The 20,743-nt window shown below is 43.3% G+C and carries 20 protein-coding genes and 1 pseudogene; 11 read left to right on the top strand and 10 right to left on the bottom strand.

The window, feature by feature from the left end:
- Positions 1-4: 4 nt before the first annotated feature.
- Positions 5-241, bottom strand: a pseudogene (locus ACQY1X_RS00105) (formylglycine-generating enzyme family protein); the annotation flags it as partial.
- A gap of 30 nt (positions 242-271) precedes the next feature.
- Here ACQY1X_RS00105 and ACQY1X_RS00100 point away from each other — a divergent pair.
- On the top strand, positions 272-1,663 hold the full coding sequence (locus ACQY1X_RS00100) for an MlaD family protein (RefSeq protein WP_430015241.1): 1,392 nt from the start codon (positions 272-274) through the stop codon (positions 1,661-1,663).
- Between the two features lie 27 nt (positions 1,664-1,690).
- Here the strand turns inward: ACQY1X_RS00100 and ACQY1X_RS00095 are convergent, their stop codons facing one another.
- From ACQY1X_RS00095 to ACQY1X_RS00085, 3 genes are all read right to left on the bottom strand, one after another.
- A complete protein-coding gene (locus tag ACQY1X_RS00095; protein WP_430013713.1) occupies positions 1,691-2,050 on the bottom strand; it encodes a DUF5615 family PIN-like protein in 360 nt (119 codons plus the stop codon).
- Entirely contained in the window at positions 2,047-2,379 is a 333-nt protein-coding gene (locus tag ACQY1X_RS00090; RefSeq protein WP_002750711.1) for a DUF433 domain-containing protein, read from the bottom strand. The genes ACQY1X_RS00095 and ACQY1X_RS00090 overlap by 4 nt, the downstream gene beginning before the upstream one ends.
- 146 nt (positions 2,380-2,525) lie before the next feature.
- Positions 2,526-3,140 carry a choice-of-anchor C family PEP-CTERM protein gene (locus ACQY1X_RS00085; protein WP_230458632.1) on the bottom strand — a complete coding sequence of 205 codons (615 nt, stop codon included), beginning with the start codon at positions 3,138-3,140 and terminating at the stop codon, positions 2,526-2,528.
- 256 nt (positions 3,141-3,396) lie between these two features.
- On the opposite strand from ACQY1X_RS00085, the gene ACQY1X_RS00080 reads away from it, so the two are divergent.
- From ACQY1X_RS00080 to ACQY1X_RS00060, 5 genes are read left to right on the top strand one after another with little or no spacing between them, the layout of a single operon-like run.
- A complete protein-coding gene (locus ACQY1X_RS00080) occupies positions 3,397-3,828 on the top strand; it encodes a DUF29 family protein (RefSeq protein WP_002777075.1) in 432 nt (143 codons plus the stop codon).
- A gap of 7 nt (positions 3,829-3,835) precedes the next feature.
- Positions 3,836-4,078, top strand: coding sequence for a DUF5678 domain-containing protein (locus tag ACQY1X_RS00075; protein ID WP_002777077.1), 243 nt, complete (start codon positions 3,836-3,838; stop codon positions 4,076-4,078).
- 36 nt (positions 4,079-4,114) lie between these two features.
- The gene (locus ACQY1X_RS00070; RefSeq protein ID WP_430015240.1) at positions 4,115-5,128 is read left to right on the top strand and encodes a WD40 repeat domain-containing protein; all 1,014 of its coding nucleotides are present in this window, start codon (positions 4,115-4,117) and stop codon (positions 5,126-5,128) included.
- A gap of 46 nt (positions 5,129-5,174) precedes the next feature.
- Positions 5,175-5,747 carry a Uma2 family endonuclease gene (locus tag ACQY1X_RS00065; RefSeq protein WP_430015239.1) on the top strand — a complete coding sequence of 191 codons (573 nt, stop codon included), beginning with the start codon at positions 5,175-5,177 and terminating at the stop codon, positions 5,745-5,747.
- A gap of 16 nt (positions 5,748-5,763) precedes the next feature.
- Positions 5,764-6,579: a DUF4351 domain-containing protein gene (locus tag ACQY1X_RS00060; protein WP_123230918.1), complete on the top strand. Its 816-nt coding sequence runs from the start codon at positions 5,764-5,766 to the stop codon at positions 6,577-6,579.
- Positions 6,580-6,998: 419 nt separating this feature from the next.
- Here the strand turns inward: ACQY1X_RS00060 and ACQY1X_RS00055 are convergent, their stop codons facing one another.
- A complete protein-coding gene (locus ACQY1X_RS00055) occupies positions 6,999-8,735 on the bottom strand; it encodes an IS1634 family transposase (protein ID WP_430015754.1) in 1,737 nt (578 codons plus the stop codon).
- A gap of 100 nt (positions 8,736-8,835) precedes the next feature.
- Between ACQY1X_RS00055 and ACQY1X_RS00050 the strand changes: the two genes are divergently transcribed.
- On the top strand, positions 8,836-8,991 hold the full coding sequence (locus tag ACQY1X_RS00050; protein WP_353847178.1) for a DUF29 family protein: 156 nt from the start codon (positions 8,836-8,838) through the stop codon (positions 8,989-8,991).
- Positions 8,992-9,140: 149 nt separating this feature from the next.
- Here the strand turns inward: ACQY1X_RS00050 and ACQY1X_RS00045 are convergent, their stop codons facing one another.
- Positions 9,141-10,871: a calcium-binding protein gene (locus ACQY1X_RS00045; RefSeq protein WP_430015238.1), complete on the bottom strand. Its 1,731-nt coding sequence runs from the start codon at positions 10,869-10,871 to the stop codon at positions 9,141-9,143.
- A 256-nt stretch (positions 10,872-11,127) separates the two neighbouring features.
- Here ACQY1X_RS00045 and ACQY1X_RS00040 point away from each other — a divergent pair, with 256 nt between their 5' ends.
- On the top strand, positions 11,128-12,927 hold the full coding sequence (locus ACQY1X_RS00040) for an acyl-CoA dehydrogenase family protein (RefSeq protein ID WP_430015237.1): 1,800 nt from the start codon (positions 11,128-11,130) through the stop codon (positions 12,925-12,927).
- A complete protein-coding gene (locus ACQY1X_RS00035) occupies positions 12,905-13,267 on the top strand; it encodes an acyl carrier protein (RefSeq protein ID WP_430013092.1) in 363 nt (120 codons plus the stop codon). The genes ACQY1X_RS00040 and ACQY1X_RS00035 overlap by 23 nt, the downstream gene beginning before the upstream one ends.
- Before the next feature lie 412 nt (positions 13,268-13,679).
- On the opposite strand, the gene ACQY1X_RS00030 is transcribed toward ACQY1X_RS00035, so the two are convergent.
- The 3 genes from ACQY1X_RS00030 to ACQY1X_RS00020 form a co-directional block, all read right to left on the bottom strand.
- Positions 13,680-14,303: a cytochrome c oxidase subunit 3 gene (locus ACQY1X_RS00030; protein ID WP_002738397.1), complete on the bottom strand. Its 624-nt coding sequence runs from the start codon at positions 14,301-14,303 to the stop codon at positions 13,680-13,682.
- Between the two features lie 122 nt (positions 14,304-14,425).
- Positions 14,426-16,102, bottom strand: a complete 1,677-nt coding sequence (gene ctaD, locus ACQY1X_RS00025; protein WP_002738565.1) for a cytochrome c oxidase subunit I — start codon at positions 16,100-16,102, stop codon at positions 14,426-14,428.
- A 29-nt stretch (positions 16,103-16,131) separates the two neighbouring features.
- Complete coding sequence (locus ACQY1X_RS00020; RefSeq protein WP_002778178.1) at positions 16,132-17,097, bottom strand: cytochrome c oxidase subunit II; 966 nt, start codon at positions 17,095-17,097, stop codon at positions 16,132-16,134.
- 314 nt (positions 17,098-17,411) lie between these two features.
- Here ACQY1X_RS00020 and ACQY1X_RS00015 point away from each other — a divergent pair, with 314 nt between their 5' ends.
- On the top strand, positions 17,412-18,332 hold the full coding sequence (locus tag ACQY1X_RS00015) for a COX15/CtaA family protein (RefSeq protein ID WP_430013706.1): 921 nt from the start codon (positions 17,412-17,414) through the stop codon (positions 18,330-18,332).
- A gap of 13 nt (positions 18,333-18,345) precedes the next feature.
- Positions 18,346-19,296 (top strand): heme o synthase, encoded by a 951-nt coding sequence (locus ACQY1X_RS00010; RefSeq protein ID WP_016516960.1) that lies wholly within the window; start codon positions 18,346-18,348, stop codon positions 19,294-19,296.
- 112 nt (positions 19,297-19,408) lie between these two features.
- Here the strand turns inward: ACQY1X_RS00010 and dnaA are convergent, their stop codons facing one another.
- Positions 19,409-20,743, bottom strand: coding sequence for a chromosomal replication initiator protein DnaA (gene dnaA, locus ACQY1X_RS00005; RefSeq protein WP_002792753.1), 1,335 nt, complete (start codon positions 20,741-20,743; stop codon positions 19,409-19,411).

Genomic DNA, 20,743 nt, shown 5'->3' with positions numbered 1-20,743 from the left:
TAGAGGCATCTTTTTCGCTGACACTGCGGGAAAGTTCCCCGTCAATGGTCACTACGCGATCGATCAAGCCTTGAAACTGTCCAATAATTGGTTTTAGGTATTGTTCTAGATTAATGGCTACTTTGGCCATTTTGATCGCTTCTTGTTCCAGATTATCTAACTCCAGCTGCAGCTGATACACTTGTTTATAACCGTTAAACTCACCGATCATTTTCGAGAAAACCTGTTTTTGTGTATCCTGACACTGTGTAGAGATGAGGAGTAATTATTTATGGAAGCTGGCGGTTCACAACGAGGGATTTCCCCAACTCTGCGGCAAAGTGGTATCGGTTTAATGTTACTGACATCGGGGGGAATATTAATCTGGTTAATCGCCTGGTTAAGTAATTTTAGCTTCGGGGGACGCAGTTATCGAGCCACCTTCCTTTTTCCTAATGTGGGTGGCCTGATGGTGGGAACCCGCGTCGGTTATCGGGGAGTGAGAATCGGGCAAGTGACGGCAATTACCCCAGAACCGGAGGGAGTCGCCGTAGAAGTGGAGATTTCGCCAGCAGATCGCCTAATTCCCAGTAATTCCCTCATCGAAGCCATTCAATCCGGTTTAGTCGGTGAAACCACGATCGATATTACTCCCCTGCAAGCTTTACCCGTCGGTGGTGTCAAAGAACCCCCTTTGAGTCCTAACTGCAATGGGGAAGTGATTATCTGTAACGGTTCCCGTTTACAAGGGCAATCGGCGCTAAATGTCAATACCTTGATCAGATCTTTACTGAGAATTTCTAATCTAGTTAGCGATCCCGATATGGTGGCCGGATTTCGTTCCTTTACCCAACGCGCTGCCAATGCCTTGGGGGGACTCGATCGCTTTAGTGGTGAGGCAACCACCGCTTTAAGCGAGGTACGTCGCAGCGGTACTCTAGGTAAACTTAATTCGGGTATGAGATCCCTAGAATCTTTACCGCAAGTATCCGGTTCCCTCGATCGCCTTTCTAGTGATCTTTCCGGTGTCGGGGGATTGAGTCAGGAAGCGACTACTTTACTGAGAAGTTTACAGGGAAGTGGCGGCCTGAGAAATTTAGACGCTACCCTAGTAGAGGCCCGAAAAACGCTGCTTTTGGTGGGAGAAACTACCGAAGAACTGCGGGTTTTTTTGGCAGCTAATCAAAATCGTTTAATTGCCACTCTCGATAGTATCAAAACTACCAGCGATCGCCTACAAACTACTCTCGCTGCTTTGGATCCGATTCTGACACAAGTGCAGAAAAGCCAAATTATCGACAATTTAAACACTATTTCGGCAAATGCTGTTAAATTAAGCGAAAATTTGGGTAACTTTACTGCTTATCTCTCCGATCCTGCCACTGTTGTCACCCTACAGCAACTCCTCGACTCCTCTCGTGCCGCTTTTGCCAATCTTCAGAAAATCACCTCGGATGTGGATGAAATTACTGGTAATCCGCAACTGCGACAGGAAATTATCCGCTTAATTCAGGGTTTAAGTCGTTTGGTTTCTTCTAGCGAACAACTACAGCAGGAATTCGCCCAAGGTCAAGCAATGACAAGAATGGCCGCCCAAATTGCGACAATAGCTCCAAATCCTGCCGCTAATACCCCGGAAAAAGACCCTAAGAAACCCAGAAAAAGCCCCGAAATAAATGATTAAATGTGTTTGAAAAATCACCTTAGTTCCTCATAAAGGAATCCAATCTAAGCGATCAATCCATTCTTCAGCTTCTGTTAATTCCCAGATTAAAATCATTGATTCAGCCCATTGACTAATTGTACCGCTAGGGCGTAACCAAATAATTCCCCAAGTGTGACCTCCCGTGTTCCAATGATCTTTTAAATGATTGGGCATGGTACTTCTATTGTCAGTGATTAACAGTCTCTGGGATAATTCTAAATATTGCAATAAATTAGGATCAAGTGTCCCTAAAAGAGGTGCATCCGCATCACCAACTCGCAAAATATCTATAGTAGAATTGATACGTTGAACCGCTATTTTTAGCTTAGGAGATAAATTTTCATCCAGCAAAAACCGAATTCTCATGCTTTTTGTAAATACTCCTGCTCCTTTTTAATTTTTGCTTTTCTTAAACGATCAATTAAAGGAGATGATGTTTCTAGCCACTGTTGATAATGTTGTTCCCGTTGTCTTTCTAGCTTGACAAGATAGAGATCGATTTGTGCTTGATTGTGATAATAATAGGTCAAAGTGGCATAAATTTTTTCTAAATTTAGAGTTGGTAATTCTTGGAGAATTTCTTGAGGACTATAACCTTGTCGATAGTATTTCAGTACGTCCTCAATGCCAATACGATGTCCTTTTAATTGAATATTATCTACTGCTACAAATTCAAAATAATCTTCTAACTGCATAGGTTGTTACCTCCTAAAACATCAATACTATCCTAGCATATTATTAAAAATGTGCCGCAAAATTCAAATTATTCACCGATTTTAAGCCTATCTGAATATTCAATTTAACCCACCTAGTTTAGATGGGTTAAAAAGATAAAAATAGATTAAGATTGACGTTTTAAAGCAGAACTAATTCCTAATACTCCTAAACTCAATAATCCTAGCACTGATGAAGGTTCGGGAATAGAAGTAGGAGGAGGGGAAAGAGCTATCACTGAGACATTATCCAACGCAGGACCATCAAAGCTATTAGTTAAACTGATAAACTCAAGGGTAGTGGTTGTACTGTTAGCGGTAAAATCCCAAGATTTTGATAGCCATCCCATATTTGTAGTGCTTTTTCCTGTTATATCAAAAGAAAAGTCAGCAGAATTTCCTCCTGCACTCACTCTCATCTCTTTAATAGTAGGACTGTAGTCTGTATTACCCGCCAGATCAAAAGTCACCCGATAAGTCTCACCGACAGTTGTGTTAAAGGTTTGCTGAATTCCACCGGCATTCGCTCCAGATAGGTCCAGATTTCTACTACCCTCAGAAGCTTGCCAATAAGTTCCTATATAATCAATTGTTCCTTGGCTGACCGTCCATCCTGTAATTGCTGTGGAACCAGCATCAAGTCTTATAAAATCACCAGGGTTAGGGTTGACGGTAGCCGTCTCAAAACTGCCATTTTGAATCAAATTTGCTGCTTGTACAGGGGTGACTATCAAAGCACTCACCGCCAAGACAGAGGAAGCAATTGAGAGTTTTAATAAGCTATGCTTACCTCCCCCGGCAAATCAATCATTTTTGCTAATTTTTGAGTCATAATTAAAAACTCCATTTTTAGATAAACAACCATGGCATAGCACAGAAAACCTCAAACTAGATGAAAAAATGATTAATTTTTTGCTCAAGATGGCCTTAAATGAGCTTTGGGATAGAGAAACTTGTGGCAAGATATAATTAAGGGGTATTTGGGGAAGAAATTGGATTATGGAAGAACTTTTAGAATTAAAAGCTTTGCTCTTAAAAGGTGATATTAAAGGTTCACTGGCGATTGTAGAAGAACTTGAAGATATGAGCAAAAATGGGATTATTAGCACCATTCGTAGTTATGCTGTTATCTTATTACTTCATTTAATTAAACAACAGGCAGAAAACCGAACCACTCGTTCTTGGGATGTCTCCATTCGCAATAGTGTTAGAGAAATTCAACGCCAAAATAAACGCCGAAAAGCGGCAGGATATTATTTAAGTGATGAAGAATTAACAGACACTTTAAACGATGCTTATCTTAATGCTTTGGATGCCGCTTCTTTAGAAGTCGAATCAGCTTGTTATCAATCGGAGCAAATAGAAGCTTTAATTGACAAAAATAAACTGATTAGTGATGCTTTTCTTCTCATAAAAACCGTCTCTCCTTAGAAAGATTATGACAGACTCAATCTCTCAAGAACAAGCCCAAGAAATGTTACGTTGGTTAAACAAAAATCGTGACAACGTGCTTGATTTGTATAAAAATCAATACATTGCCTATAATGAAAAAGGGGTCATTGCTCACGGTGAAAATTTACAGAATGTTCTGGAAGAAGCTAACACAACCAATCAAGAATTTGTCATTTATCTTGTTCCTCGTTGTCGTTATTCTATTCAAATTCTACCCGTTCAAGTTTAAAGTAGTTTAAGATGATTTTGACAACGACAAAATTCTATGAAAATAACCCTTTATCAACCGACGTTATCGTTATTATTGCTGCTGTTGCTATCCAGTGGTTGTGCAGTTAATCAGGAAAAAGGGAAAACCACCACTCCGCAAGCGTCTCCCCTAGCAGAAATCGTTCCTTGGCAGATGGTCGAACGGGTTACTATTTTAAAAGCCGATCAGGATCCCATCTATGCTTTGGCTATTAGTCCCGATAACTCCAGGCTGCTGAGTGGTAGTTTTGACGGCACTGTCAGGGAATGGGACCTAAAAACCCAAAAACCTCTCAGGACTTGGCAACTAGGTGATACCGTTAACGCTATCCAATTTAGTCCCGATGGTAAGACTTTCGTAACTGCCGATGCGGGGGGAAAAGTGCAACGCTGGAATACGCGCACGGGAAAATTAGAAATGACCTATCCTGGCCATGCTTTTCTCGTTACCGATGCCGCTATTTCTCCCGATGGCAAAATTTTGGCCACGGGTAGCTGGGATCGTACAGTTAAACTCTGGGATTTTCAGACGGGTACACTGTTAAAAACCCTGCGCGGCCATAATCATCCGATTCAGTCGATCGCATTTAGTCCCGATGGGAAAGGAATTGTGAGCGCCGATTACGATGGTTTCGTTAAACTGTGGAAAGTGAGTACTGGTCGCTTTATTCGTGCCTATGCGGGTAATTTATTCCCCGTTTATCGGGTGCTTTTTTCCAAGGATGGTAATATCGCCGGTACTGCTAGTCAAGACGGTTCGATCCGCAGTTGGCAAGTGAAAAGCGGCATCGGCACCACTACTATTCTCGCCCATAACGACGCTGTTACCGATATGGCCCTGCTCGATGGGGGCAAAGTTTTGGCCAGCACTTCCGGGGATGGAACCGTCAAATTTTGGGATGTTAATACCCGTCGGCACTTGAATACTCTCAAGGGAAACGTCATCTTAAGAATGGTTGCCAGTCAAGATGGTCGTTGGTTAGTCACTGGAGATCGGGACGGTGCGATCGCAATCTGGCGGGGAATCTAATTGACTATAATTAAGACTAGAGTGTTTTCTAGGGTGAAATATAGCTATGGCAGCAGTGATTTTAAACTTAGATACAGTCAATCTCACCGATGAGCAGTTTTACCGTCTCTGTCAAGTTAACCCAGATTGGCAATTGGAAAGAAACGTTCAAGGAGAATTAATTGTGATGCCACCTGTTGGGGGAATTAGCGGCAACCGAGAGGCCGATTTTATTAGTTTGCTTTGGTTGTGGAATCATCAAACCCGATTGGGTAAAGTCTTTAGTTCGGCGACGATTTTTCGTTTACCGAAGGGGGGAGATCGCGCTCCCGATGCCGCTTGGGTGAGTTTAACTCGTTGGCAAGCTCTGAGTCGAGAAGAACAGGAGAAATTTCCGCCTATTTGTCCTGATTTCGTCATTGAACTGCGCTCCCGTAGCGATTCCCTCCCGGAAATTCAAGCTAAAATGCGGGAATATCTTCACAGTGGTTTGCGATTAGGTTGGCTAGTTAATCCTCAACAACAACAGGTGGAAATTTATCGTCCTCAGCAACCCGTAGAAATTATGGAACTACCCGCTAATTTCAGCGGAGAGGATGTCTTACCAGGCTTTAGTCTATTTATCTCTATTTTTGAGTAAAATATAGTCAAGACTGATGTATGATTCTACTTGTAAATTTATCGCCCTGGAATATTCGAGAGATTTAGCCACTTGGTTATTAGGTAAACCTTTGGATTTAACCGAAATTAAACCCTCAGAGTTATCATTAGAGCCGATAAGAGCCGATAGTTTAATCTTTTTGGAGTCAGAAGAACTAATCTTACATATTGAGTTCCAAACCGACCCTAAAGAGGATATTCCCTATAGAATGCTCGATTATGCCACAAGACTCTATCGACGCTATCAAGGCAAACCTATCTATCAGGTAGTGATTTATCTAAGGAAAAGTACCTTACCCCTAGTCAGACAGAATGACTATCAACAGGGAAAAACTTATCATCAATTTGAGGTGATTAGACTATGGGAACAACCCTATCAACCCTTATTGCAAGCACCGGGACTATTGCCCTTTGCTATACTAGCTCAAGCTGAGGAGCAAGAGAATTTACTGCGGCAAATCGCCCAAAAAATCGAACAAATCAGCGACAGTCGAGAACAAAGCAATCTGGCTGCCTCCACAGCAATTCTCGCCGGATTAGTATTAAACAAAGACATCATTCAACAATTGTTGAGGAAGGACATTATGAAAGAATCTGTCATCTATCAGGAAATCAAAGGGGAAGGAAGACAAGAAGAAGCCATCAATTTGCTTCTACGTCAATTAAATCGGCGTATAGGTGGCATTTCTGCCGAATTATCCGCCAATATCCAAAGTCTTTCTCTAGAAAATTTAGAAAACTTAGGAGAAGCTTTATTAGATTTTCAGTCAGTAGAGGATTTAGAACAATGGCTAGAAAATGAGCGTTTTTAACTAATTTAATGCGGTTATTTTTCTTCTATTAATTCCCTCTATGGCTCTTCTCGACTTTGTGTGATAATTTTTGCTTATGGAATCGTGAAATGCTTATCGGGTAACACTTTTAGGACTATTTTGTCGAAGAAACTATCAGTATAGACCTCGTTTCCACACAGAAACCAGAAGAGCCCCTCTATTAAGTACCTAAGCAAAATTAACTACACATATCTAACCACCTCTTGCCTCCTGCCTTTTGCCTTTTGCCTATCTTCACTAGGAAATTAATTTTGCACGACTACTTATCATTATGTCAGATCATCAAGCTAGTTATGCCGTCAATGCAATGTTAGGTCGATTGTATTTCTGGACTTCCCCGTTGACAAAAGGCCATAACCTATGCTGTAGAAGGGATTAAGAGAATTTCCGCCGCCCCGTTACTGGGTACAAATCAGGGAAACTCCCAATAAATCTAACGCTTTTTGTTGCAGTTGGGTCGGTCGAGTTATCTTAGAAAAACGATAACTTCCCTCTCTAATCGTACATTCCACTGTATTCAAGCAAATTGTCCCCAAGTCTTCCAACAAAGTCCGAAAGCTATGCACAGGAAAGTTCTCTTGATTCCGTTTTTTTCTCTCTTTAGACTGAGCGGATTCACTGCGACTCGCTTTAATCACATTCAGAGAACCATCATCAATTTCTTCATCCTCAAATAACAAAGGAGCCAAGCACTGTTTTAAATGCCATTCCACATAATAAGCCAACATACATAAAAAGATATGAGCTTTGACTCTATCACCCTGATAATGATATATAGGACGTACCTTTAAATCAATTGACTTATAACAGCGAAATGCCTCCTCCACTTGAGACAAACTTTTATAAGCTTTAACCGTCGTCGCTGCATCCATCAAAGTTGACTCCAGAGAAGTTCTTAACACATACACACCATCCAAAGCCGTTTCTTGAGCGATTAATTCCCGCTGACGCTGATAAGAAAAGCCTTCCTCTGTTATCTCTAAGTTATAGTATTTATTGACCTTAAACTGATTAAGAATCTTGCCCACTCTCAAAGCTATCTTATCTTGACCCTTTAAAGCTCTTTTCTCCCTTTGAGTCGCCTGAACAATCAAATCTAGTTCCTTCTCTACCGCTTCTAATAATGCCTCTCTTTGTAGTTGATTTTTCTGGGCGATTAAGGGATTCCGACAAGCAATTAATCTTTCATCGGGATAATCTTCACTCTCAAATTCCACCAAGTTTACCTGATCAAATAATCCTAATTGAATCACTTCTACCTCAGCCAGTTTCCGAATTTGAGGCTTAGTTAAACCAGTAATATAGTCTAATCCTTCTATGGGTTTTACTAATTCGTTGATTTTCGAGTTGGTTAAAATTCCTCTATCGCTTACCCAGACAACATTCTCAATCCCCCAACCCTTTCTGACTTTCTCAATTTGTCCGCTTAAAGTAGCACCGTCTGAAGTGTTTCCTGCAAATACTTCTACCGCTATCGGACAACCCTTGGCTGAACAGAGCAGACCAAAAACTATCTGAGTTTTCCCTTTCTTTTTATCTCGGTTATAACCATATTTTCCCAGTTCACAACCATTTTCTTCTAGGTAGGTAGAAGTGACATCATACAAGACTAATGTTCCTGATTCTAAGTGTTTAATTGCTAGGTGCTTCTCAATTTTCTCTTGTTTTTCTAATAACCAATCTAAGGCGTTATATAATTCGTCTTCATCGGCTTTCTCTAAGTCTAACAATTGTCCTAAACTCTGACTACAAGTCTCGCTATTAAACCCTCTCGCTGTGGCTAGTTTCGATTTAGGATTGATGATTCTTGCCACAATCATCGCCACCACTAAGTTTCTGATTCGTGAGGATTTTTCACTGATTATTTTATCTAAACCTAATTTTTTAATCGTCTCTAAAATAGCCATTACATGACCATGAGGAAGACTTCTAATCACTTCAAAATGATTGGGAATGCCTTCAGTCATGGACAGTGTTGCGCCTTTAAGAGCCAGTTTCAAATTGTCGATAATATCATCGGGTAATTTTGAGAGATTGGCCAGGGTTCTTTTTTTGACTTGATCTCCTTCTCGGTAGGACTCCCGAAGAAGAACGGCGGGGGGGGAATTACGGTTAGGAACTTTTTCTATATACATGGCTATCATTCTAGCAAATAGAGAGAATTCTTGTCCATTAAGAAATGTTACAAATTACATGGGTACATTAAGAAAAGTTAAGGGGCGTATCCATTGATGGATAAGGGTTTTCGGCTATTATAGTATATATGTATGGGGGAAGTTCAGTTATCAAAAAGCTCTGGGAAAAGCGAGCCGCAAAAGTGGATTAACTTTACCAGTGGATTGTCCTTGGACAATTGAGAAAATTCTTGATGAGGATTCGTTACCTGGTTAATACATACTCAAAAATAATGCTGTTTTTGAAAGGATTAATATCGCTGTTAAAGTTGGGATTTTTAGTGACTGAATGATGGGGGGCCGACAAAAAAACCCCGCCGTTAGCGGGGGACATGGCATAGTTTTCCTGTGATGCCTAGCTAAGACTTACACCCCGTAAACGAAGTCAGCATTAGTCATGCCAGCTGCAGCACCAGCCCCAACATTGGCAATTAGGTAACTACCGACGACGTCGGAATCGTTATACCAGATGTCGCCGTTGCTAGTGTTGACGTAGATGCCGGAGGAGTCTCCCAATACTCCCCCAGTCAACCCAGCTCCCTGGAAGAACTGGGCAGCGTCAAGGACACTTCCGTCCACGTTACCACTATTAAAGAGCAGACCCTTGATCCCCGGATTAATGGCACCGGTCAAAGTGCTGTCAAGACTGTTCGCCAGAATGATCGTGTCAGCGGGTACAGAGAAGTCGGTGATCAGATCACGGTTCGCTACGTTGTCGAGCCTGAAGAAATCGTTTCCAGCACCACCAGTAAGAGTATCCAGACCCAGGCCACCATTGATGGTGTCGTTACCAGCTTCACCGAAGAGGGAATTATCCGCAGTGTTCCCAGTGATGGTGTCATTGCCAGCAGTGCCAATTAGATTTTCGATGCTGACCAATGTATCTGTAAAGACAGAATTACCGGGGAAACTCACTACACCCGTTGATAAATTAGCATTGATCGGTCCCCAATAGAAAGCATAGGATGTCGTGTCATTTCCCAGACCCCCATCAATGGTATCAAAACCAAATCCACCGTCTATCCAGTCATTACCAGCGCCGCCAAATAATTTGTCGTTACCATCGCCACCATTGATGGTGTCGTTACCAGCTTCACCGAAGAGGGAATTATCCGCAGTGTTCCCAGTGATGGTGTCATTGCCAGCAGTGCCAATTAGATTTTCAATACTGATCAATCTGTCTGTAAAGACAGAATTACCAGGGAAACTCACTACACCCGTTGCTAAATTAGCATTGATCGGTCCCGAATAGAAAGCATAGGATGTCGTGTCATTTCCCAGACCCCCATCAATGGTATCAAAACCAAATCCGCCGTCTATAAAGTCATCACCAGTACCGCCAAATAATTTGTCGTTGCCATCGCCACCATTGATACTGTCGTTACCAGCTTCACCGAAGAGGGAATTATTCGCAGTGTTCCCGATGATGGTGTCATTGCCAGCAGTGCCAATTAGATTTTCAATACTGATCAATGTATCTGTAAAGACAGAATTACCAGGGAAACTCACTACACCCGTTGCTAAATTAGCATTGATCGGTCCCGAATAGAAAGCATAGGATGTCGTGTCATTTCCCAGACCCCCATCAATGGTATCAAAACCAAATCCGCCGTCTATAAAGTCATCACCAGTACCGCCAAATAATTTGTCGTTGCCATCGCCACCATTGATACTGTCGTTACCAGCTTCACCGAAGAGGGAATTATTCGCAGTGTTCCCGATGATGGTGTCATTGCCAGCAGTGCCAATTAGATTTTCAATACTGATCAATGTATCTGTAAAGACAGAATTACCAGGGAAACTCACTACACCCGTTGCTAAATTAGCATTGATCGGTCCCGAATAGAAAGCATAGGATGTCGTGTCATTTCCCAGACCCCCATCAATGGTATCAAAACCAAATCCACCGTCTATAAAGTCATCACCAGTGCCGCCAAATAATTTGTCGTTGCCATCGCCACCATTGATGGTATCGTTGCCATTATAGCCATAAATGGTATCATCCCCCCAGAGTCCAAAATACCATCCAGTGACTCCAGCTGATGCCAAAGATGGAGTAATGATGTTATTCAAGCCATTTCCGGTAACTAGGGGCATAATTTAGTCCTTCTTAAAATTACATAATTTACACCCTGTGCCACTGTATTTTTAGTCTTGATTGCCAAGGCTTTCAGAAATCGGCAGAGACAAAGTATCCTCTGGAACCCTGATTCTGTCGTTTTTAGTTGCACATTGCGTAATTGTTGCCATTGTACGGCCAAAAGTCTAGAATGGTCGTTAATTTTTGTGCATGGTCGGGTCTTCTAACCGAAGGCATTGACGAAAAACACATTGTATCTGTCCTAGAGGCACTATGAAAAAGCTTAAGCAATACTGGACTGCTGAAGCACTGGAAAAAGACTTAGGCGATCCTCTCAATCCCGATAACCCTCTATCCTACAAGCGGGTGATCGAAATTGACGAGAGCGAAGAATTTCCCCACGAGGAAATTCGCTGGTTATACGACTGGAAACTCCAACACTACTACATTCCCACGGATTGCGGCGGTGAGTTCACCTCTTTTGAGGAATTTGTCGCTTTTGTGCGCGTACTGTCTCGACGGGATCAAACTATCGGCATCGCTTTTACTACCCTATTCTGGTCGTTTTTAAACTGGATGGCGGGAACCCCAGAACAGAAACAGAAGCTCGCCCGTTTTATCATGGATGACTATGGGGCGATGTGTCTGGGTTACTCGGAAAAGGAACACGGCAGCGATCTGATCAATGGTGATCTGACCGCGACGAAGGTGGAAGGAGGTTATATTCTCAATGGGGAGAAATGGCCGATTAACCGGGCGACTATCTCTGGAATTTCCTTTATTTTGGCGAAAACCGATGCTAACGGCGGTCCGAAGTGTTTAACCCTATTTATGGTCGATAAACGGCAATTAGAACCCGAAAAATACTATAATTTGCCGAAAATATACACCCATGGTGTGCGGGCCTCGGATATGAGTGGCATTGGTTTTAAGGATTGTTTCGTCCCTGATTCCATGCGTTTACGCGAGGAGGGAGACGGTTTAGAATTAGCCCTGAAAGGTTTCCAAATTACCCGAATGTTGTGCGCTGCTTTTTCCCACGGGGCAGCCGATACCGCTTTAAGAACTACCCTCGGTTTTGCCGTTAATCGAGTAATTTATAACAAAAATGTGATGGATTTGCCCCAACCCCGGCGCACTCTCGTGGATGCTTTCCTTGACATCCTTATTTGTGATTGCGAGACGATTCCGGCTGCGAGAGGTTTTCATATTATCCCCGAACAGTTTAGCGTCTGGGCTTCGGTGGTAAAATATTTTGTTACTGTCCGTCTGGAGGAGATGGTTAATAGTGTTTATGTGGTCTTGGGATCGCGTTTTTATATGCGAGAAGAACACGAATTCGGCATCTTCCAGAAGCTACTGCGGGATAATTCGATTATCAGTATGTTTGACGGCAGTTCGATCGTCAATCTTCATGCTTTAATCCTACAATTGCGTCCTTTAACCAAATATCGGGCTAAACGCAACTCGCGCACCATGTCGGCGTTAAAAACCCGTTTAGAGGCGATTTTTAGCCTAGAAAAGTCAGTTCCTCCCTTTGAACCCAATAATTTAGAATTATTTGGCCGGGGAATGGATGATTCCCTGCAAGGTTTAGAAATTGCCCTTGATATACTGGAAGGATTGAAAAATTCTGACGAAGTGGACCCAGAGATATTAGAAAATCTATTGATGTTGGGTAATTTAGTTTTAGAGGAACTAAATGCTCACGATGAAAAGATTAGTCAATCGAAATTCGAGTATGGTCACGACCAATCACCCGAATTGTTCGAGATTGCCAAGAAATACTGCACTTTACACGCCGCTTCTGCTTGTTTACACACTTGGCTTTATAATCGTTCTATCTTGGGGGAATTTTTTGCCCGGGGGGAATGGTTGGTGTTGAGTTTACACCGATTACTGCGAACTCTGCGGCCGCTGCCTTACACTCTATCTGAGGTGTATGTAGAAAATGTTGCCCAAGAATTGCTGAAATTATATCAAGAAAATCAACATTTTTCGATTGTGCCTTTTCAATTAGCCCATTCACAAACTACCGAGGAAAAAACCCATGAACTCCAGCTCCAATCTTAATAATCTCGTACAAAATTGGTTAGTTAAACAGTTAGCTGATCAGTTATCTTTGGATGCTAAAACAATTAATGTGACTGAACCTTTAACCCGTTATGGTTTAGATTCGATCGATGCAGTAACGATGGTGGGTGATCTAGAAGATTGGGTCGGTCAAGAGTTACCTTCTACGCTTTTCTGGGATTATTTTACTATTGAAAAAGCGTCTCTTTTCCTAGTAGAAAACTACGATCTTTCTAATCTTTCTGATGAGGAAACCCCCGCAGAAGTTGCCTCCGTCGCTGAAAAAGCTGAACCGGCCGTTAGTGGTGGCAAAGGTTGGAGTTTATTCGGTCGTCGTTAATTATCAGTTATCAGTGATCAGTTACCAGTTACGGCATTTCTCATAAAAATGAAGTATAACCTATAGGATAACTGCTGTAAATTGAAATATACAAAAAAGGGCGATCACTTGATCGCCCTTTTCTCCTACTAAATAATACCAATTCTCCAAAGTCTGACTACAGAAGTTTAATCCCCCTAAATCCCCCTTAAAAAGGGGAACTTAAAGGGGGATTTAAATTCGATGTGTAGTTTTCATTTAGAGAAATGGTATAACAAAAATTAAGTAGCTGGTTATAATTAAATTAAAAATGGATTTTAGGTTCGATCCCCCCTGCCCCCCTTGATAAGGGGGGTGCCGATAGGCGGGGGGATCCCCCCTTAATCCCCCCTTGATAAGGGGGGTTATCTGACAACTTTTAACGCCTACCTACTTATCTCAAGATATACACCAGTAAAAACAGGATAATCCAGACCACATCGACGAAATGCCAGTATAATTCTGCCGCTTCGACACCAAAATGAGATTGACTAGAATAGTGGTCTTTTTGACGAGAACGCCAGAGGACAGATAGAATTAGCACTAAACCGAAAGTAACGTGGAGACCGTGGAATCCGGTTAAGGCATAAAAAGCGCTGGTGAAAACATTAGTTGTCAGACCGAATTCAGCGTGATAATATTCGTATCCTTGACCACAAAGGAAGATAATTCCCATCAGGGCAGTAATGCCGAACCACAATTGTAAACCGGCGTTATTATTTTGTTTAATCGCCTTTTGTCCTATGTGCATAACAAAACTACTGGACACCAGAATAATCGTGTTAATTGTCGGTAGGGTTAACTCTAATTCTGGCGTGCCGGCGGGGGGCCAAACGGGTAACATGGTACGGTAGAACAAGAAAGCGGCAAATAAGCCTAAAAAGATGGAACTTTCCGCCACTAGAAACAAAACCACACCGAATAAGCGATGATCCGGGTGGCCATGATGTCCGTGTTCCACTGTTTCCTGATGATAATTGACAGAGAGTTGAGAATCTTCGAGCGTTGAACCTTGCATGATTGAATGTCCTTAGTTTACACAGGAGACGGGGAGCTTTTTGTCAGTGGGAAGTGGGAAGTGGGAAGCTTTTTTTCGGTAAACAGCAATCAGTGAACTGATAACTGATAACTGATAACTGATTATTGGGATTCAGCACCCACTTCAGCGAGGAGATCTTGTACTGATTCCGCTGCTTCCGATTCTTCCATATCAATACCGTAATCGTAGGGGCCGGACCAAAGAATCGGCATTTCCTCGAAATTCTCGATAATTGGGGGAGAGGAGGTTTGCCATTCTAGGGTTAAAGCGCGCCAAGGATTACGACCAGCCGGTTGACCTTTAAAGGCACTCCAGACCATATTAATAGCGAAGGGAATACTCGATATACCGAGAATATAAGCTCCTGCGGTACTAAGAACATTTAAATCCTGAAACTGCACATCATACAGGGCAATACGACGGTTCATACCCAATAATCCCAATTCGTGCATCGGCATGAAAGTTAAATTCAAACCGATAAAACTGAGAACAAAGTGGATACGACCGAGAGTCTCGTTATACATCCGTCCGGTCATTTTCGGGAACCAATGGTAAACGGCAGCAAACAGGGCCATTGCTGTACCACCAAATAGTACATAGTGGAAGTGACCGACGACAAAATAGGTATCGTGGACGTGGATATCGAAGGGAACAGAAGCCAACATAATCCCAGTCAAACCACCGATGAGGAAGGAAGACAGGAAACCGATCCCAAATAATAAAGACGTATTGAGACTAAGTTTACCCCCCCAAAGAGTGGCACACCAACTAAAGATTTTAATGCCGGTGGGAACGGCGATTAACATGGTTGCCGCCATGAAAAACATCCGTAACCAGCCGGGGGTGCCGCTGGTGAACATATGGTGGGCCCAGACGATTAAACCCAAGAAACAGATGGTGAGACTGGAATAGGCGATCGCTCGATAACCAAAAATCGGTTTACGCGCATGAACCGGTAATATCTCCGATATAGTGCCGAAAAAGGGCAAAATCATGATATAAACAGCAGGATGGGAGTAAAACCAGAACATATGCTGATAAACCACCGGATCGCCGCCGCCGGCAGGGTTAAAAAAGCTCGTGCCGGCGATTAAATCAAAGGACAAGAGAACGAGAGCAGAAGCGAGAACGGGAGTGGAAAGCAGTACCAGAGTCGAGGTGGCCAGCATTGCCCAACAAAATAGCGGCATACTGTACAAATCCATCTCAGGAATCCGCATTTTCAGGATCGTGGTGATGAAATTAATCGAGCCTAAAATCGAAGAAGTCCCGATCAATAAAAGGCTCAAAATCCACAATTCTTCCCCCCATTTGCCGCTAATTAAGCTTAAAGGTGGATAGGAAGTCCAACCGGACTGGGGTGCGCCGACAAAGAAACTGGATAATAATAGCAGCCCGCCGGGGGGGTTAAGCCAGAAAGCCACAGCGTTAAGACGAGGAAAAGCCATATCTTCGGCCCCAATCATCAGGGGAATGAGATAATTGGCAAAACCTGCCCCAACCGGAACGATCCAAAGAAAGATCATGATCGTTCCGTGCATGGTCATGAATTGGTTATATAGTTCTGGGGAGACAAAATCGGGGTCGGGAGTGGCTAATTCTGTCCGCAGCACTTCTGCGAAAGCACCGCCAATAAAGAAGAAAAGAAAGGCAGTCACCAGATATTGAATCCCGATGACTTTATGATCGGTGCAGAAAGTAAAGTAATCGGTCCACTTGCGGTGATGGATCACCTCGGGAACGGTTGCTGGGGTGGTTATTTCCGTTGATGCTGTCATAAGGCCAAGATTTTAGATGACAAGAAAAATTACATTTGCTGCTGATGGGCAACTTGGGCGAGGATTTCACCGTTTATGCCCATTTCTTCGGTGTAGGGGGTCAAATATTGACTATCAGAGCGATCTTTAGCGGTCATAGCTACAGTTCGATCGCTGTCAACTTCGGCGATTGTGTTATCCTGCACCCATTGGTCGTAATCGGCTTGGGAGTGAACTACAAAGCTAGATTTCATGCCGCCGTGATAGGCCCCGCAAAGTTCGGCACAAATGATCGGATATTGACCAATTTGGTTGGATGTGAACGATAACACCGTTTCCTGTCCGGGGATAACGTCCTGTTTTAGACGCAATTGGGGAACCCAGAAAGCATGGATCACATCCCCTGCTTCCATATTCAGTTGCACGGGACGATTGACGGGAGCGTGCAGTTCTCCGGAAACAATGCCGGTTTCGGGATAGGTGAAGATCCAAGCGTATTGAATACCTTTAACATTGACCACTAGGGGGGGAACTCCTTCACCATCGTAGGAATTGCCGATACCTAGGGCTACTCTGCGATCGCCGCCCATGGCCATCATCGTGCCGTGGTGATGACCGTGGTGGGCGATTTCTCCTTTGCCACCCTTGGAAATCAAGGGATCGAGACCGCCGATATTGTTATAAATCTCGAAGCTATAGACGGCAAGGATAAAAACGATTACCGTCGGGATGGCTGTCCAGAAGATTTCTAGGGGGACATTGCCCTCCACTGCCGGCCCGTCGGTTTGATCCCCCGGTTTACGGCGAAAGCGAATCACTATATAGATAATCACGCCTTCAACTATTAAAAATAGTCCCGTGGCGATGGTCATCATCAGATTAAAGATATTATCTATCTCCTGAGCATCTTCAGAAGCGGCCACAGGCATTAAGCCATGATTTTGGCCATACCAGAGACTAATTAAGGTTAAGGTGATCCCGAGTACGAGCGTCAGGATACTGCTGGGAATTTTCACGGTCTTTTCAATATTTTTAATAGTGGCTACTTATTCAAGGCTAAAACATGATTCCCCTATAGATGGGAAATTTAACCAGCATCTTCTGAGAATTTTATCTTTTCTTTGGGATCGTTTTCGGGGAAAGTATTTAAAATAACTAATTTTTATGTTTTATTCTGAGTTTATGTAAACAAATGTAACGGAAATGGCCAGAAATCTAAAGAATATCTAAAAGGTTTTACCAGTCGTAAAAAAACTCATTCACAGTGATAACTGACTGGCAAACCAAGCCAGGATCTTTGATGACAGACTCCTTGAGAACAGGCAAACCGATGACCGAATCTGTTTTTAACCCGACACCCCTAAGAGAAACCGGCAATATTCAGGTGTGGATGCGCCGCTTAGTCTGGAAAATTGCGATCGCTACTTTCGCCCTCATGGTGGTGGGCGCTGCCACCAGAGTTATGAACGCCGGTTTAGCTTGTCCCGATTGGCCCCTCTGTTACGGTCAATGGATTCCCAGTCAGCAGATGAATCTACAGGTATTTCTGGAGTGGTTTCATCGTCTCGATGCCTCTTTGATCGGGTTTAGTACGATCGCTCTCGTCGGTCTGTCTTGGTGGTATCGTCGCCATCTTCCTACTTGGCTGTTGCCATCTGCGATCGCCGCCTTGGCTTTAATTCTCCTGCAAGGAGTCCTGGGAGGACTAACCGTCACCCAATTACTGCGATTTGACATCGTAACCGCCCATTTAGCCACAGCTTTGCTCTTTTTTGCCACCTTAATCGTCATTGCTATCGGTCTGACTCCCTACCGTGGCACAGGTACGGTCGGAAAACTAACCGGGATGGGAATGGTCGCCACCAGTCTAGTTTATCTGCAATGTCTCCTCGGCGGTCTCGTCGGTTCCCGTTGGGCAGCCCATCAGTGTTTAACGGTTTCCCAACTCTGCACGGTGATGAATAGCCACATTATCGGGGTTTTTCCCGCCACTATCTCGGTGTTAACCCTAGTTTTCTTCGCTTGGCGAGCTGCCGCTATCCATCCTCTCCTCAAAAAACTAGCTTTTAGCGCCGGGGGATTAGTCGCCCTACAGGTGTTTTTAGGCGTTGCCACCCTGAAACTACATCTCCAGGTGGAACCCTTAACCATTACCCACCACAGCATCGGTGCGCTATTGGTGGGAACCCTCGTCGCTTTTACCACTTTTGCCCTTCGCGATCGTTCTTTCGCGCCTATAAGCCATCTCTAAGGATTTAATCACGATGACTGGAACTCAAGCCCTTCGCCACCACGATAATTTTTTACAAGTCGCTAAAAGTTATTATCAACTCACTAAACCGCGAATTATTCCTCTACTGCTGATTACCACGGCCGCTGCCATGGAAATCGCCTCTAAAGGTCAGGTTTCCCCCCTCTTACTCTTTCTTACTCTCCTCGGTGGCACTCTCGCCGCCGCCGCCGCTCAAACCTTAAACTGCATCTATGATCGCGACATCGATCACACCATGCTTCGCACCCGCGCCCGTCCTATTCCCTCCGGCCGCGTGCAACCCCTCCACGCCCTCATTTTTGCCCTCGTTTTAGCTTCCCTTTCCCTAGCACTTTTTGTCTTTTTTGTCAATACTTTGAGCGGATTTTTAGCAATGACCGGTATCGCATTTTATATGCTGATTTATACCCATCTGCTCAAGCGTCATAGTGTCCAAAATATTGTTATCGGCGGCGCAGCCGGCTCGATTCCTCCTCTCGTCGGTTGGGCGGCAGTAACGGGCGATCTCGGTTGGATTCCCTGGATTTTATTCGCCATTATTTTTCTTTGGACTCCTCCCCATTTTTGGGCTTTAGCTTTAATGATCAAGGATGATTATGCAGAAGTGGATATCCCGATGATGCCCGTAGTTAAAGGAGAAGAAGCCACTAGCGAACAGATTTGGCTCTATACTTTAATCGTCGTTCCTTTCACTTTCCTCCTGATTTATCCCTTGGCTGCCTGTGGTGTGGTTTATGGTCTAGCGGCTTTGGTTTTAGGGTTTGTTTTCCTGAAAAAAGCTTGGCAATTAAAACAGAATCCTTTTGATCGAGACATGGCTCGATCGCTGTTTAAATATTCCATTCTTTACATGATGTTATTATGTACAGCTATGGTGATCGATAGTTTACCCATGACCTCTCGTCTCCTCGCTACAATTGCCAGTTTATTCCCCTGTAGTTAATCTCAGTTATCAGTTATCAGTTATCAGTTATCAGATGTGAGTTTTCAGTTCACTGATTACTGTTTACTGAAAAACCCCATCTCCCCAATTCATAATTCATAATTCCCTCCGACTACTGATTGCGACTGAGGGAGTTAATTCGCTCGATTAGTTGCGCTAAGATTTCTTGTAATTGTCGATCTTGATGTTGGGAAAGGTTGATTTTATCACAGCTATAAATAACGGTGGTGTGATCTTTGCCGCCAAATTCTTCGCCAATGCGCGGTAAACTTAAATCCGTGTGTTGACGCATCAAATACATCCCAATCTGTCGAGCAAAACTAATTTCTCGTCGGCGGGAATTTCCCTTTAGATCAGCGATCGAGAGTTGAAATTTTTCCGCTACTACCGCCATAATAATCTCAGGAGAAGTGGCAATTTTGGCCATTGGTGGATTTAAAACCGGCGCGATATTTTCTACCGTCATCGGCAATCCGGAGATAGAAATATAAGTAGTAGCCCGGATTAATGCCCCCTCTAATTCGCGAATATTAGAAGTATAATTAACGGCAATATATTCGATAACTTCTCTTGGGAGACGCAGATTTTCGTACTCGGCCTTTTTTTGTAAAATTGCCATGCGAGTTTCGATATCTGGTGCTTGGATATCGGCCACTAATCCCATAGAAAAGCGAGAAATTAAACGATCCTGTAAACTGGGAATCTGTTTGGGGAGGCGATCGGAGGCTAAAACCACCTGTTTTCCCGCTTCGTGCAGGGTATTAAAGGTATGAAAAAATTCTTCTTGAGTGTATTCTTTTCCTTCAATAAATTGCAGATCATCCACTAATAATATGTCAGCATGACGATAATGATTACGAAAACTTTCCATACTATCTTGACGGATAGCGGTGATTAAATCATTCGTGAATTGTTCCGTCGATACATAAAAAACCTTGGATTGGGGATATAATTCCAGACGATAATGACCGATGGCCTGCATTAAATGGGTTTTACCTAATCCCACACCACCACAGAGAAAAAGCGGGTTAAATTCGCGTCCGGGTAATTCCGCCACCGCTAAAGCAGCCGCGTGGGCCATGCGGTTAGTTGGACCGACAACAAAACGGGAAAAATTATATTTAGGGTTAAGTTGATTACTGGGCGGTAATTCTGATTCTAAGCTACTGTTAGGCTGGAAAATAGCGATCGAATCCCCCTGTTGTGCCGTTAGTTGAATCTCGACGGGATAACCGACGATATCCTCCACTACTTCGGCAATTGTTGACAGATAATTTTTCTGAAGATGGTTAAGAATAAAGGGATTGGCAGCCTGAATTACTAAGCGATCGTTTTGCCATTCTTTAACCGTTGCCGTTTGAAACCAAGTCTCAAAAGCGGGACGGGTTAATAGTAATTTTAGACGCTCTAGGAGATTATGCCAAAGTTGTTGGGTGCTGCTATCCAC

The organism is Microcystis protocystis FBCC-A270 (assembly GCF_050500235.1).
GTDB lineage: Bacteria > Cyanobacteriota > Cyanobacteriia > Cyanobacteriales > Microcystaceae > Microcystis > Microcystis ichthyoblabe_A.
Note: the sequence above shows the minus strand (reverse complement) of the source record. Positions and strands in the feature narration are given on the sequence as shown.